At 59.6% G+C, this 13,472-nt stretch carries 12 protein-coding genes and 1 tRNA gene; 8 read left to right on the top strand and 5 right to left on the bottom strand.

Annotated elements, in window-relative coordinates; genetic code table 11:
• Window positions 1-123: 123 nt before the first annotated feature.
• The 4 genes from ABCV34_RS11060 to ABCV34_RS11045 all read right to left on the bottom strand — a co-directional run bounded on the left by ABCV34_RS11060 (window position 124) and on the right by ABCV34_RS11045 (window position 3,339).
• The gene (locus ABCV34_RS11060) at window positions 124-351 is read right to left on the bottom strand and encodes a hypothetical protein (protein ID WP_345796276.1); all 228 of its coding nucleotides are present in this window, start codon (window positions 349-351) and stop codon (window positions 124-126) included.
• A 197-nt stretch (window positions 352-548) separates the two neighbouring features.
• On the bottom strand, window positions 549-1,283 hold the full coding sequence (locus ABCV34_RS11055; protein WP_345796275.1) for an enoyl-CoA hydratase-related protein: 735 nt from the start codon (window positions 1,281-1,283) through the stop codon (window positions 549-551).
• Window positions 1,280-2,281 carry a nitronate monooxygenase family protein gene (locus ABCV34_RS11050; protein WP_345798768.1) on the bottom strand — a complete coding sequence of 334 codons (1,002 nt, stop codon included), beginning with the start codon at window positions 2,279-2,281 and terminating at the stop codon, window positions 1,280-1,282. The genes ABCV34_RS11055 and ABCV34_RS11050 overlap by 4 nt, the downstream gene beginning before the upstream one ends.
• A 152-nt stretch (window positions 2,282-2,433) precedes the next feature.
• A complete protein-coding gene (locus ABCV34_RS11045; protein WP_345796274.1) occupies window positions 2,434-3,339 on the bottom strand; it encodes a c-type cytochrome in 906 nt (301 codons plus the stop codon).
• Window positions 3,340-3,539: 200 nt separating this feature from the next.
• Here ABCV34_RS11045 and ABCV34_RS11040 point away from each other — a divergent pair.
• Window positions 3,540-3,614 (top strand) — tRNA-Arg (locus tag ABCV34_RS11040).
• Between the two features lie 119 nt (window positions 3,615-3,733).
• On the opposite strand, the gene ABCV34_RS11035 is transcribed toward ABCV34_RS11040, so the two are convergent.
• On the bottom strand, window positions 3,734-4,765 hold the full coding sequence (locus tag ABCV34_RS11035; RefSeq protein ID WP_345796273.1) for a hypothetical protein: 1,032 nt from the start codon (window positions 4,763-4,765) through the stop codon (window positions 3,734-3,736).
• Between the two features lie 530 nt (window positions 4,766-5,295).
• Between ABCV34_RS11035 and ABCV34_RS11030 the strand changes: the two genes are divergently transcribed.
• The 7 genes from ABCV34_RS11030 (at window position 5,296) to ABCV34_RS11000 (ending at window position 13,470) form a co-directional block, all read left to right on the top strand.
• Window positions 5,296-5,835 carry a DUF3578 domain-containing protein gene (locus ABCV34_RS11030; protein WP_345796272.1) on the top strand — a complete coding sequence of 180 codons (540 nt, stop codon included), beginning with the start codon at window positions 5,296-5,298 and terminating at the stop codon, window positions 5,833-5,835.
• Window positions 5,759-7,036: an IS256 family transposase gene (locus tag ABCV34_RS11025; RefSeq protein WP_275162860.1), complete on the top strand. Its 1,278-nt coding sequence runs from the start codon at window positions 5,759-5,761 to the stop codon at window positions 7,034-7,036. The genes ABCV34_RS11030 and ABCV34_RS11025 overlap by 77 nt, the downstream gene beginning before the upstream one ends.
• Window positions 7,037-7,309: 273 nt before the next feature.
• A complete protein-coding gene (locus ABCV34_RS11020; RefSeq protein WP_345796271.1) occupies window positions 7,310-7,630 on the top strand; it encodes an HNH endonuclease in 321 nt (106 codons plus the stop codon).
• Between the two features lie 195 nt (window positions 7,631-7,825).
• Entirely contained in the window at window positions 7,826-8,014 is a 189-nt protein-coding gene (locus tag ABCV34_RS11015; RefSeq protein WP_345796270.1) for a hypothetical protein, read from the top strand.
• A complete protein-coding gene (locus tag ABCV34_RS11010; protein ID WP_345796269.1) occupies window positions 8,014-9,717 on the top strand; it encodes a recombinase family protein in 1,704 nt (567 codons plus the stop codon). Before ABCV34_RS11015 ends, ABCV34_RS11010 begins: the two co-directional genes overlap by 1 nt.
• 635 nt (window positions 9,718-10,352) lie before the next feature.
• Window positions 10,353-11,780: a dihydropyrimidinase gene (gene hydA / locus ABCV34_RS11005; protein WP_345796268.1), complete on the top strand. Its 1,428-nt coding sequence runs from the start codon at window positions 10,353-10,355 to the stop codon at window positions 11,778-11,780.
• A gap of 76 nt (window positions 11,781-11,856) precedes the next feature.
• Complete coding sequence (locus ABCV34_RS11000) at window positions 11,857-13,470, top strand: ABC transporter substrate-binding protein (protein WP_345796267.1); 1,614 nt, start codon at window positions 11,857-11,859, stop codon at window positions 13,468-13,470.
• The last annotated feature ends 2 nt before the right edge of the window (window positions 13,471-13,472 follow it).

The raw sequence follows: 13,472 nt of genomic DNA, 5'->3' as shown, positions 1-13,472 counted from the left end.
AAGCCATGCCGCGATGAGCGGCATGGCTTTTTGCTGGGATCGACGCGGCTTCCGTCCGTGTGCTTTTGCGACGGCGTGACGGGCGCGCGCCCCGGCGGCCTTCAGCCGCCGACGATCAATGTCTTACCAGTGGGTGCGGTTGTACAGCATGTTGCGGGCGCGGGCCTCGGCCTGGGCATTGATCATGTTGGCGACACCGCGGCCGACAGCCTTGGCGCCTCGGCGCAGGGCACGGCCCGCAGCGCGCAGGCCCTTGGTCAGGCCCAGCGGTTGCGATTCGTTCAGAATCGTATAGGCATACGCGCGTTCCAGCGCATCGGACATCAGGTTCGGGGTGTAGACGTGGTTCATGACTGACTCCTGCTTCAGAAGTTTCAGATTAGGACAACGTCAGTATAGGGTAAACCCTAAGATAAAGATAGGGGTAAACCCTAATGCCTTCTTCAGGCCAAATGAAACCTGAAAAGGTGTGGTTAAAAAGATGAAAACGATACCCAGGTTCGAGATCCTGCCGGCCGATGACATCCGTCGCACGTCGAGTGGCTGGATCAGCCACCCTTGCGCGCAAAGAACTGCTGGAATGCCCGCTGGGCCTCGGGTGACCTCAACCGGTCCAAGAACACAGCTGCCTCGGCATCCAGTACTTGGTGGACGGTATCCCGGTCCGGCGCCCGCAGCAGCCGCTTGCTGGCGCGGATCGCCTGCGTTGGCAGGGTGGCGAGAACCTGGGCGCTGGCGCGTGCGGCGGCCAGCGGATCGTCCTGGATGTCGCTGATCAGCTGCCCCGCCAGCGCCTCATCGGCGTCGAAAGGCTGTGCCTGAAGTAGCCATCGGGCTGCCCGACGCGGCCCGGCCAGGCGGGGCAGCAGATAGCTGGAGGCACCTTCGGGGCACAGGCCCAGCGAGACGAAGGGCAGACGGAAGACGGCGCTGCGGTCGGCGTAGACAAAATCGCAATGCGCCAGCAGGGTGACGCCCACGCCCACGGCCTGACCCTGGACGGCGGCGATGACAGGCACGTCCACCGCTGCCAGCGTGTGCAGGAAGGCGATCGAGCCGACGTCGCGGCTGTCTTGCGGCATCTGGAACTCGGACAGGTCATTACCGGCCGTGAAGTGGCCGCCCGCCCCGTGCAGGATGACGGCGGCACACCCGGAGTCCGTGTTCGCGGCTTCCAGCGCGTGAGCGATGTCGCGGTACATGATGTCGGTCAGTGCATTGCGGCGTTCCGGGCGATCGATCAGGATCTCCAGGATTTGCCCATGGCGTTCGAGGCGGATCATGCGCAGGTCTCCGTGACGAAGCCGTCCCGCAGGGACTGGACTGCCTGTTGATATTCGTCGCGCAGGCGCGCCACGATGTCGGCCGTGGGCAGGATGGCGTCGATGTTGCCGACCCCCTGACCCGCGCCCCAGATATCGCGCCAGGCTTTCTTGCTGTCGCTGCCGAAATGCGTGTCCTGGGCGGCCGGCAGATGGTCTGGATCCAGACCGATGGCGCGCACGCAGGGTTTCAGGTAGTTGCCGGGGATACCGGTGAAGTACGGCGTGTAGACGATGTCGGCGGCGGCCGTGTCGACAATCATCTGTTTGTATTCGGGTTGCGCATGGGCTTCGGTGCTGGCGATGAAGCGGGTACCGATATAGGCGAAGTCGGCACCCATGGCGCGTGCGGCCAGGACGTCCTGCCCGCGGCTGATGGCACCAGACAGGCAGATGGGGCCATCGAAAATGCGCCGGACTTCGCCCAGCAGGGCAAAGGGCGACAGCGTGCCCGCATGGCCTCCAGCGCCAGCGCACACCAGAATCAGACCATCCACACCCGCGTCGATCGCCTTTTGCGCATGCCGCAATGTGGTGACGTCGTGGAAGACCTTGCCGCCCCAGCCGTGGACGGCATCGACGACCTGATTGGGCGCGCGCAGGCTGGTGATGATCAGCGGCACGCGATGGCGGGCGCAGACTTCCAGATCCTGCTGCAGGCGGTCGTTGGACTGGTGGATGATGTGGTTGATGGCGTACGGCGGAATCAGCCGGTCGGGTTCCGCGGTGCGCAAGGCGGCGAGCGCGGTTTCGATCCGGGTCAGCCATTCGTCCAGCTTTTCCTGGGGCCGGGCATTGAGCGCCGGCATCGAGCCGATGATGCCGCTGGCACACTGGGCGATCACCAGTTCCGGATTGGACACGATGAACATGGGTGCGGCCATGACGGGCAGCGTCATGGTCTGGTAGAGCGTGGTGACGATAGGATCAGGCATGAGGGTTGTCTCCCGCGGATGAATTCTCTCATTCTAAATCAAACGATCGTTTGAATCAGAAAAACCGATCGTCGCTGTGGATCGGCGGAGACGGGGTGGCCCGGTCTGTTCCGCCGGGATATGAAAAAACCCCCCGGACCCGATTGGGTGCGAGGGGTTCCGGGGCCGCGAGAGTATTACTTCGCGGCGTCAACCATGTACTGGATGGCTGCCTTCATTTCGTCGTCGGTTGCCTGCGAGCCGCCGCGCGGCGGCATGGCGCCCACGCCGGAAATGGCCTTCTTCAGCATCGTGTCCAGACCGGTCTTGATAAACGGTTCCCAGGATGCCTTGTCGCCGAACTTGGGCGCGCCCGCCACACCGATGGAGTGGCAGGTGATGCAGACGGATTTGTACAGCTTTTCACCAACCGCGTTGCCGGCGGATGCCTGGGCGGCTTCCGCCTTGGGGGTGGCGGTTTCAGCCGGCTTTTCAGCAGGTTTGGCTGCCGCAGGCTGGGCTGCGGCCGGTTGTTCGGCGGGCTTGGCTGCCGGCGCTGCGCCGGCAGCAGGCGCGGTGGCGGCACCAGCGGGTTCCTTCGGTTCGGGGAAGTCGGCACCGGAATGATTCGTCATATAGACCACGGCGCGCGCGACTTCGAGGTCATCCAGCGACGCGTTGCCGCCCTTGGGCGGCATGGCGCCGATGCCGTGGATGGCGTTCTTGAGCAACTGGTCGAAGCCGAGTTTGATGAATGGTGCCCAGGCTTCCTTGTTACCGAATTTCGGCGCGCCTGCCACGCCCGTGCCGTGACAGGCCGAACAGGTGGACTGGAAGACCTGTTCGCCGGTCTTGAAGACTTTCGGCGCATTGGCGTCTACGAGTTTGAAGCCGGCCACGGGCTGGATGCGCTTGGCGATGGCTTCCTCGGATTGGCTGTTGGAACCGTATCCGGTCCGGATGGAGGAGCCGACCATGTTGACCAGCAGGATGATGACCGTGATCGGGATCAGGAAAGCCAGCACGACCGTGATCAGCAACTGCTTCGGGGTCTTGATGGGGCTTTCGTGCGCGTGCTCGTGTTGATGTTGGGGAAGACTCATGGTGAGGTCCTGGGATATTGGAATGCGGCCAACGGCCTGCGGTCGGTGCCGTAAGACATCCCGGCTGCTGTCTGTTACAGGCTTCAACGGTCAATTATAGCGACAGGCCTGAGCCGCTGCAGCTGTGAACTAAAACCGCTACAATGATTGACTTGCATGTCGCAATGATATGCCCTAGTCAGCCGCCAGGCTGGCCATCAGCGCCCGTAGTTCAATGGATAGAATAGGAGTTTCCGAAGCTTCTGATACAGGTTCGATTCCTGTCGGGCGCGCCAATTACGTATGAGTCTGGGCACTGGGTAGAGCATATCCCGCTGTATCGGTGGCCGCAGAAGTCCAAATCTTGATCCGCACAGCCCCGCGCGGAATGTGCGGAGGTCTCTACCTTTGGGTATCAAGCAGCTTTCCCCTTGGCTCGGGCATTGGCTATTCGCTGTGCAGCGTCCCATTTTGCCTCCGATATCGTGGGGTGGTACGAGGCGAGTTCTCCCGGCTCTATGCCAGGACCTTCCACGTTAGCGTACCAACCTGGGCCATAGTCCTCGTCGTGCCAGACATGGGCCGTGTGCGGTGGGTGTGTCCCTACCAAAACGCCGCTCTCGTCTGGTTGCCATTTTCGTGCATCCAGCACTCTGCGCACGCGGCGTGCCGCGTCGGGATGGAGGGTTTCCATTTCTGTCGCGATCGATTGAACACCTGCTCCGTGCATCGTGCAGGACGCCCAGATGATCGGTACGGGACCCCATGCCCACGTTTCGATGGCGTGCGTCACGCGAAGCCGATGATCGATGCGGTGGCCGCCTTCATCGCGCGCCTCATGCGGGTAAGCGATCATCGTGCCCGTAGTTCGTACCCCGCATATCTCAGTCTCACCGTTGCCTACCGCGCTGACATAGGATGCCATGCGGCGCAACTGCGGCCCTGATTTCCTTGCCTGCTCACATTCGATCCACCACCAGCGACCCTCAGGGTCGCGTGCCAGTCCATCGGGCAGTTTGAGTGTGTCGCGCAGATTCACTCGTCTTCGGATTTCGGCCTCTGGTAAGACGTCCCAACCGTATTTGTAGAGGGTAGCCAGGGTCCCCGCAGCGATGAGTTCATGTCGCCAGGAGCTTGATGGCCGCCACCGCTCCTGTGCCTGGGCGCCAGCTATGCCATCCTCTCGCAGCAGAGCGGCTCCACGCCTGGCCAGGACCAGCGCCGTACCCGCCTTGTCGGGCAGTACGACTCCGCGTACTAGTCGCTTTTCTTGTAGCACCTTGGCCAGGGCATAGCCAGGCGCACGCGGGAACGCGTTTTGCGGCCACAGGTGCACGCCCATTTCGATGGGCCGTAACCAGCCATGCTGGTGTATGAAGTAGAGCGCATCGATGATGTTTTCTTTGCGCTGCTGTTGGGACGATGGGGAGGTTTTTTGGTCGTTCATGCATGGTATAGCACCGCGTGAGCCCCTTACACCGCCAGACACTCCCAGAGTGTGGGGTGCGTTATCTCAGCGAACACCCTTGTGCTGGGTCGATTTGCTGCGCAAATCTCCTTGCCGCACAAGGGCCTTCACGGCTGACTGCCGTCAGCCTCCAGCGCCACCCTGGCGGGCGGCTCGGGGCGCCCCCCACCTGCTTCGCAGGCGGGCAAGTGGCTTTTTTTCGGCCTGGACGGCCTCAAAAACCCCCTTGCCCGCCTGCCGGCGGGGGGCGGGGCGTTGCCCCCATCCAGAGCTCCGGCCGCCTTCCGCCCTTCGGGCTCCCGGCTTGCGTCCGGACTCTGGACGGCTCCCCCACCAGGCTGCCGCCTGGACCGGGCTGCGCCCCACGCCAGTTGCTCTCTGCGGCTCGTCGGCTACGCCTCCGGATGGCCTCCGAGAGCATCTGGCGCGGCTCCCGCTGAGCGGCCTTGTTATGCCGGCAGTATGCTATCGGCGTGACTAATTTAGCGACGCAAGCGGAGGAAACGCCTGTGGGTGTGCGTGAAGGATTGGAACGAGTACTCAGGGAGTATCCCTTGGCGAGGCAGGAAGACTTTACGCAACACGTGTTGGCGGACTTCATCCGTCATGGGCTGCGAGATGATGTCGCCCACGCCGTCGGCCAAAGTGATCGTCTGCTCTTCAAAGGAAGCGCCGGTCAAGGTGCCTGGGCGCGCGGTCCCTGGGTGGCTGTCTTTGACAAGCTCGTAACTGCTGGTGCCCAAAGCGGCTATTACCCGGTCTATTTGTTCCGCGAAGATATGACGGGGCTTTATCTAAGCCTAAATCAAGGGATGACTGAAGTAAGAAGGTTGTACAGATCTGACGCACAAACTGCCTTGAAGTCGCGGGCAGCTAACTTCCGTGCCATGCTTGGAAAGGAGGTTGCTGGGTTCCCGAGAGTGTCCAGAATTTTGTGGGCGAGGCATAACATGAGAGAAAACGATCATGGATATGCCCGTGAAACACAAGAAGCCATCTATTGCGGCCCAGGCGGCCGCCCGTACGGCCCGATTTCCGAAGCTGCCTGAGCATTTGCTGGACGGCCTGGTCGAAGGTCCGATGTCGGCCATGGAGGTCGAGGATCTGATTGATGCCTTTGGCAAGGCGGTGATCGAGCGGGCCATGGCTGGCGAGATGAACGCCCACCTTGGCTACCGTGCCGGCGAAGACAAGCCGGCCCAACAAGCCGACGAACGCAACGGCGTGAGCGCCAAGACGCTGTTGACCAAACACGGCTCGATGCGTGTTCAGTTGCCCCGCGACCGGGACGGTACCTTCGAGCCGGTCTTGATCCCCAAGCATGAGCGCCATTTCGCCGGGTTCGATGAACGCATCATCGCCCTGTACGCCCGAGGCATGAGCGTGCGCGAGATCCAGGCATTCCTGGCTGAGACCTATGGCACGGATGTCTCGCCCGAGCTCATCAGCGAGGTCACTGACGAGGTCATGACCGAGACGGTGGCCTGGCAGAATCGGCCCCTGGAGCGCATGTACCCGGTCGTGTTCTTCGATGCCCTGCGCGTGAAGATCCGCACCGACGGGCTGGTGGTCAACAAGGCGGTCTACCTGGCCCTGGGGATCGACGCTAACGGGGAGCGTGACGTGCTGGGGCTGTGGATTGAGCAGACCGAAGGTTCGAAGTTCTGGCTCAAGGTCTTCAACGAGCTCAAGAACCGGGGCTGCCAGGACATTCTGATTGCCGTGGTCGATGGTTTAAAGGGCCTGCCCGAGGCCATCAACGTGGTCTTCCCGAAAACGACGGTGCAGACCTGCATCGTGCATCTGATGCGCAACAGCCTGGATTACGCCGGCTGGAAGGACCGTAAGTTGGTCGCCGCCGCCCTCAAGCCCATCTATGCCGCCGCCAATGAGCAACAGGCCAGAGAGGCGCTGGCCGCCTTCGCGGCTGGCCCTTGGGGCACGAAATATCCGACGATCGTGGCCGCCTGGGAGCGGGCCTGGGAACATGTGGTGCCGTTCTTCATCTTCCCACCCGATATCCGGCGCGTGATCTATACCACGAACGCCATCGAGAACATGAATCGGCAGCTGCGTAAAATCATCAAGAACCGGGGCCAATTCCCCAGCGACGAGGCGGCCGTCAAACTCCTATGGCTGGCGCTGCGAAACGTGCTGGCCAAGCCGTCACGATCGGTTCATACGTGGAAAGCAGCCATGAATCAGTTCGCCATCCTGTTCGGTGAACGGTTCACCGAGGCGAGGGATTAAACGATGTCAAACCGCCCCGCCCACAAAAAATCTGACACTCCCGGGTTCCCAGAGCTAAGCATCGATTTGCGTCCTTCCAACCGTACTAACGACACAGTTTTTTACGAAGCTGGGAACATATGTGCCAAGTTCTACCCCCTAGAGGCTCTGCCGAGTGAGGCTCAACTGGTTAGTGATCTCAGCGATATGGTTCAGCTTTATGAGTCCCTTATTCAGAGCGAGACGAATACTGAGGTAAGTTCTACGGCCGTGGAGGGCGACGAGCCCGCAGACATGGCTTACGAGGACGCAACGCGCTTCCGCATGCATAAACGCATCGAACGGAACGTAAGTCTAGTCAAAGCTGTGAAGAAATACCGTGGCTACACCTGTCAGGTGTGTGGCACCAACTTTGAAATGCGCTATGGAGCACTCGGCAAGGACTACATCGAAGCCCATCACCTCAGGCCGCTTGCAACTCTCAAAGGGAAAAGAGTTGCCATGGATCCTGTAAAGGACTTTGCGGTTCTCTGTGCCAACTGCCACCGGATGATTCATCGATCAGGTTGCGTTGGTGATATTGCTGAGTTCAAGAAGAACAATTACCGTGGCTAGATCGGCAGATCTAGTGGTTTTGCCTCCGCCCTACCAGACTTCAGCTTGAATCCACGGCCTATACGAGTTACAGCCCAATCCTGGACTGCAATCGCGCCCTGGCACGGCGGAGTTAGGCAGACATGAAATTTTCACAGGTATTTCGAGGACAAACGACACACTCCACGGCCCCGGCGCTCCTTGTGGAGCCCGTCGATGTCCTCGACCACACAATTCTCAACTCAGACTTTCACTGCACCTTCTGATAAGGTACCCAATGCAATCCTGGCCATGGCCTACCGCGAACCGGCAGTCGAGCCGGGGCCGGAAGAAATGGAGCTGGCCTTCTCGATGCTGGATGACCTGCTGGGTGTCCAGCCGTTTGCTCAGTGGGAGATCAACTGATGGATGTAGCCCTGTATGCCCGCGTTTCCACCACGAGGCAAGCCGAAGCCGACCTCTCGATCCCAGACCAGCTGAACCAAATGCGGGCCTACTGCCATCAAAACGGTATGACGGTCTTGCATGAGTATGTTGAGCCCGGCGACTCTGCCATGGACGATAGGCGCCCGGTCTTCCAGCAGATGATCGAGGACGCTTCCTGCAAGTCTCGGCGGTACGATGCGATCCTCGTCTTTGCCCGGTCGCGGATCTTCCGCAACACGATGGACTCGGCGCTGTACACCCACCGGCTCAAGCGCAACGGCACGCGCATTCTGTCCATGACGCAGCCCACATCGGATGATCCGATGGGCTTCATGATGGACAACCTCATTTCGATGATGGATGAGTACAGTTCGCTGGAGAATGCCAAGCACACCAGCCGGGCGATGAAGGAGAACGCCCGCAGGGGCTACTTCAACGGATCGTGTGCGCCCTTTGGCTATGAGGCCGTAGAGACTGATGTGGTCGGCCACAAGGGCAAGAAGCGCAAGCGGCTGGCAATCGATGAACGTGAAGCTTTGGTCGTCAGACGGATCTATGACCTTTACCTACATGGCGAAAACGGGTGCGCGCTGGGCTTGAAGGCGATCGCGGGCCGGCTGAACCAGTCCGGCACTCTCATGCGCGGAAAGCCATGGCTGGTGCAGAAGGTCAATGCCGTGCTGGCCGATACAACCTATCGCGGCGAGTATTGCTTCAATATGCGGAATTCTCGTACGGGACAGGTGCGCCCTGAAAGCGAGTGGATCCGTACCACGATTCCGGCCATCGTTGATGACGAGACCTTTGAGGCTGTGCGCCGAGTGCGGGAGTCGCGAGACCCTAACAAGCAAGGCGGCAAGGCCCAGCATGCGACCAGCGTGACCTTGCTGGCAGGTCTCATAAAATGTGACCACTGCAGTACATCCATGACCCAGGCGAGCGGCAAGGGAGGGCGGTACAGGTACTACAAATGCAGCCACAAGGTTTCCCTCTCGGCGAACGCCTGCGATACCCCCAATCTGCCGGTCAGGGATACGGACGAACTGATCCTGAACCACCTGATCGGCAAGGTCCTTACACCTGAGCGGGTTACCGTCATTCTCAAGGCCTGGCTGGCTGAGCAGGGTAAGCGCGCAGCGGCCACCAATGACACCATGGAGCATCTGCAAAAGGCGCTGAAGGCTGCAGATGATGGGCTCAACAACCTGTACGGTGCCATTGAGAAGGGGATTGTGACCCTCGACTCGACGTTCCAGGCCCGCATCAACCGGCTCAAGGACGAGCGGGAGCGTATCCTGGCTCAGATGGCAGAGGTGCGGCGTGAAACGCCGTCGGCCCGACATGTAGCCCCCACGCAGGTAGCCTTCGCCTGCGACCGTATGCGGGCCATGCTGATGGATCGCGAAAAGGGCTATGGCAAGCAGTTGCTGCGCCTGCTGGTGAAAGAGATCCGGGTCAAGGCCGGTGACATCAAGATCACCGGCAGGACTGGCGACCTGGAGGGTGTCATCGAGGAACTGAATGCGGGCGGTGGGCTGAAAGTGCCCACCCTTGCCGTACCTGGCGCACCAATTAAATCGAAATTCCCGGCTCTACCCCATAAACGGGGGATGGGCATTCCCGCCAGTCGGCGGACCCTCTCTTTAGCGATCCTCTCGTGTGTGCACAGTCTCAGCACGTAGATCAGGAACCCTGGATTTCATAGCGTATCTCGTATCCTGGCTGACCAGCAGCCGCCGTGCCCTGCACGGTCCGAACCCACTTCAGATCCATCAACGCGGCACCGACATCGGCTGGTCAGTGCCAAGGCTATCTGCCCACGTCTGCACGTTCTGGTAGTCGATGAGTCGGCCGCGTTCCTCTTATTGGGCGGTCCGAGCGGAAAGCGTCTGCTGTATTTCCGATCTCAATTTCGGGTGCGTGACCTGCTCGTAGGCGGATAGGTCGCCTAAGTCTTCGATTTCAGGGATGCGTTGATATTGAATCAGCCAAACAAGGCATAGGATAGCCACCCCTGACTGGGATGTCAGAGTGGGCGTTCATTGCAGCCAGTGGCCCTGTACTCCGTGACCAGCGCCGCCATCCAGCTCCACGCTTCCCCATGCACCGACCCTTCAGACGTGAGGGTTTTCCCCTCTATTCGACAAAAACATAGGCGTGTAAATTTTGTCCACATTATTGTCTACAACAGTTTCTACGATTCATCATAAAAGCATAAATAAAGCTTTGTAAGCAATTGACCTGAATTTTGTTGCGTATTTATGAGGTGCTAAGGCCAGAAATACGCTGTCGCCCTGATTGAAAGAAGCATAGAGAGATGAGCACATCCTGTTTTGATTTGGTGGTCCGCAATGCCCGTGCGGCCACGGCTTCCGATGTCTTTACCACGGATATCGGCATTCGTGATAGCCGGATCGTCCAGTTGGGGTCAGGCCTGCCAGAAGGCGCCCGGGAGATCGATGCGCGTGGCCGTGTCGTCACGCCGGGTGGTATTGATGCGCATTGTCACCTGGACCAGCCGTCGTCGTCGCCCGTGAAGATGGCTGACGATTTCAATAGTGGCACGATTTCCGCTGCTTGCGGTGGAACGACGACGGTCATCCCCTTTGCCGCCCAGCAGAAGGGGCATAGTCTGCGTGCGGCTGTTGAGGACTACCACCGGCGTGCGGATGGCGTGTCGCATATCGATTATGCATTTCACCTCATCGTCAGCGATCCGACGCCCGAGGTTCTGAAGGTCGAGCTGCCGGAGCTGATCGGCAAAGGATACACGTCATTCAAGGCGTACATGACATACGACGATCTCAAGCTCGACGATGGCCAGATCCTGGATGTTCTGGATGTGGCGAAGCGTCATGGTGCGATCGCTATGCTTCATGCGGAGAATTCGGACTGCATCGAATGGCTGACGCAGCGGCTTGAGTCAATGGGGCGCCATGCTCCGCGTTTTCACGCCTATTCCCGTCCGATGCTGGTGGAGCGTGAAGCCACCCATCGCGCTATTGCATTGGCCGAATTGGTGGCTGTACCGATTCTCATCGTCCATGTCTCGGGCCGCGAGGCGATCGAGCAGATACGCTGGGGCCGTGCGCATGGCTTGAACATCTTCGCCGAGACCTGTCCTCAATATCTTTTCCTGACGGCAGAGGACCTGGGAATCGATGACAGTTATACCGGTGCCAAGTGTGTGTGCAGCCCGCCCCCGCGCGACAAAGCAAATCAGGAATTCATCTGGAATGGTCTGCGTGACGGGTTGTTCACCGTATTTTCTTCCGATCATGCGCCCTTCAATTTCGAAGGCGACGAGGGCAAGCATCCGCAGGGCAAGGAAGTGTCGTTCCGGCATATTCCCAACGGAATCCCCGGGTTGGAAACGCGCATGCCGCTGCTGTATTCGGAAGGGGTCCTCAAGGGGCGCATCAGTCTCGAAAAGTTCGTCGAGCTGACGGCGACGGGTCCAGCCAAGACTTACGGCTTGCATCCACGCAAGGGGGCCATCTGCATCGGTGCCGATGCCGATCTGGTGATTTGGGATGAACGCGAAGTCACCATCCGCAATGGGTCGCTGCATCACGCGGTCGACTACACCCCTTATGAAGGTATGCGGCTGGGCGCCTGGCCAGCCTGCACGCTGCTGCGTGGCGAAGTGCTGTGGGACGGTGAGTCCTATGTCGGTTCCAGGCATCGAGGGAAGTTCATTGTGGCGGGTCGGCCTTCGATCCTGCCCGACGTCCGTGCTTCCTAGTCTCGAGCGTTTTCTGGTTTTGTTTGTCACTCTGTTTTGAAGCTTCACTTTTCTCCACCACCTTGGAAAATCAGCCATGAATATCAAGAAGGAAGCTGCACAATCGCTTATGGAGTCTATGGCGAGAGCCATCATCACCGCATCGTTGCTGGGTATGTTTGTGGTGCCCTCCGCATATGCGCAGGATGCAAAATCGGTTCTGGTCGTGGCAGGACCTCGCACGCCGGAATCGCTTGACCAGGAATATCCACCCACAGAGGCCTCGCACGAATCCAAGCGCAACACCTACGAGCGTCTGTTGGCCTATGACACCAAGATGCAGAATGGCGTCAAGGTAGAGAACTTTGACAAGCTCGTCGGTGCTCTGGCCGAGCAGTGGGAAGTCTCCGCAGACAAGACGTCGATCACTTTCTTCCTGCGCAAGGGCGTCAAGAGCGCCGATGGTAACGAGATGACCGCCGATGACGTGATGTGGACGTTTGAGCGTGGCTGGAACAAGAATGCCAATTTCCGCTGGTACATGGGCCAGATCATGGGCATCACCGATTTCTCGGCATTCCAGAAGGTCGACGGCATGACGGTGAAGGTCACGCTGCCCCGACCCTCTCCGTTGATCGAGCGCATCTGGGTCAACAATGACCTAGGCATCCTGGATGCGGTGACCGCGAAGAAGCATGTGACGGCGGACGATCCCTGGGCTTCGCGCTGGCTGTCCACCCATTCGGCGTCGTTTGCGCCATACCAGGTGGCGAAATTCCAGTCGGGCCAGGAGGTCATCTACGAAGCCAATCCAAACTATTACCGTGGTGCGCCGCAGATCAAGAAAGTCATCTTCCGTGAGATGCCGACGTCGGCCAACCGGTTGGCAGCATTGCAGGCGGGCGCAGTCGATGTAGCCGAATGGCTTTCGCCCCGGGAACTGTCCGCCCTGGAGAAGAATCCCCAGATCAAAGTGTGGCAGGTATTCGGTAACTACATTCATCGCGTGGAGATGAACAACACCACGCCACCCTTCGATAACCAGAATGTGCGCCAGGCCTTGAACTACCTGGTGCCGCGCGAGGATATTCTGAAGGCCGTGTACTACGGCAAGGCACGTGCGACGAAGAGCCCGATCTCGGAGATCTATCCGGCCTATGCTGACGAATACTTCAAGTACACGCAGGACGTCGATAAAGCCAAGGCGTTGCTGAAGGAAGCAGGTCATGAGGAGGGATTCAAGACCCAATTGGGCTACCGCACAGGAGATCAGATCGAGGAAGAGATCGCCGTGATCCTGAAGACGGCCTTCGCTCGCGCCGGGGTCGACGTCGAACTGATCAAGCTGCCTGCCTCGACGCTCGTCGAGCGGTATTCCAAAGGCACTATTCCCATGTACTTTTTCCGGGACATGGCGATCGTGCCGGATGCTGCTTATGTCGCCAATCTCTGGCTCAACAGCGCTTCCCTGATCAACTATCCGAAATTCAAGAATGCCGAAGTCGATCAGTTGATCAATGAAGGGCTGACCAGCACCGACGAAGCGAAGCGTGAAGCCAACATGAAGCGTGTCCAGCAGATCGTGGTCGAACAGGCGCCGTGGGTGTTCCTGATGAATCCTGGCTACCAGCTTGCCACGCGAGCCAATGTGACCGGCTTCAGCTGGTACACGCCGAACAGCAACACGTGGTACGACTTCTCCAAGAAGTGATT

It is taken from the genome of Castellaniella sp. MT123, from assembly GCF_039614765.1.
Classification (GTDB): domain Bacteria; phylum Pseudomonadota; class Gammaproteobacteria; order Burkholderiales; family Burkholderiaceae_B; genus Castellaniella.
This window is presented reverse-complemented; position numbering and strand designations above follow the sequence as displayed.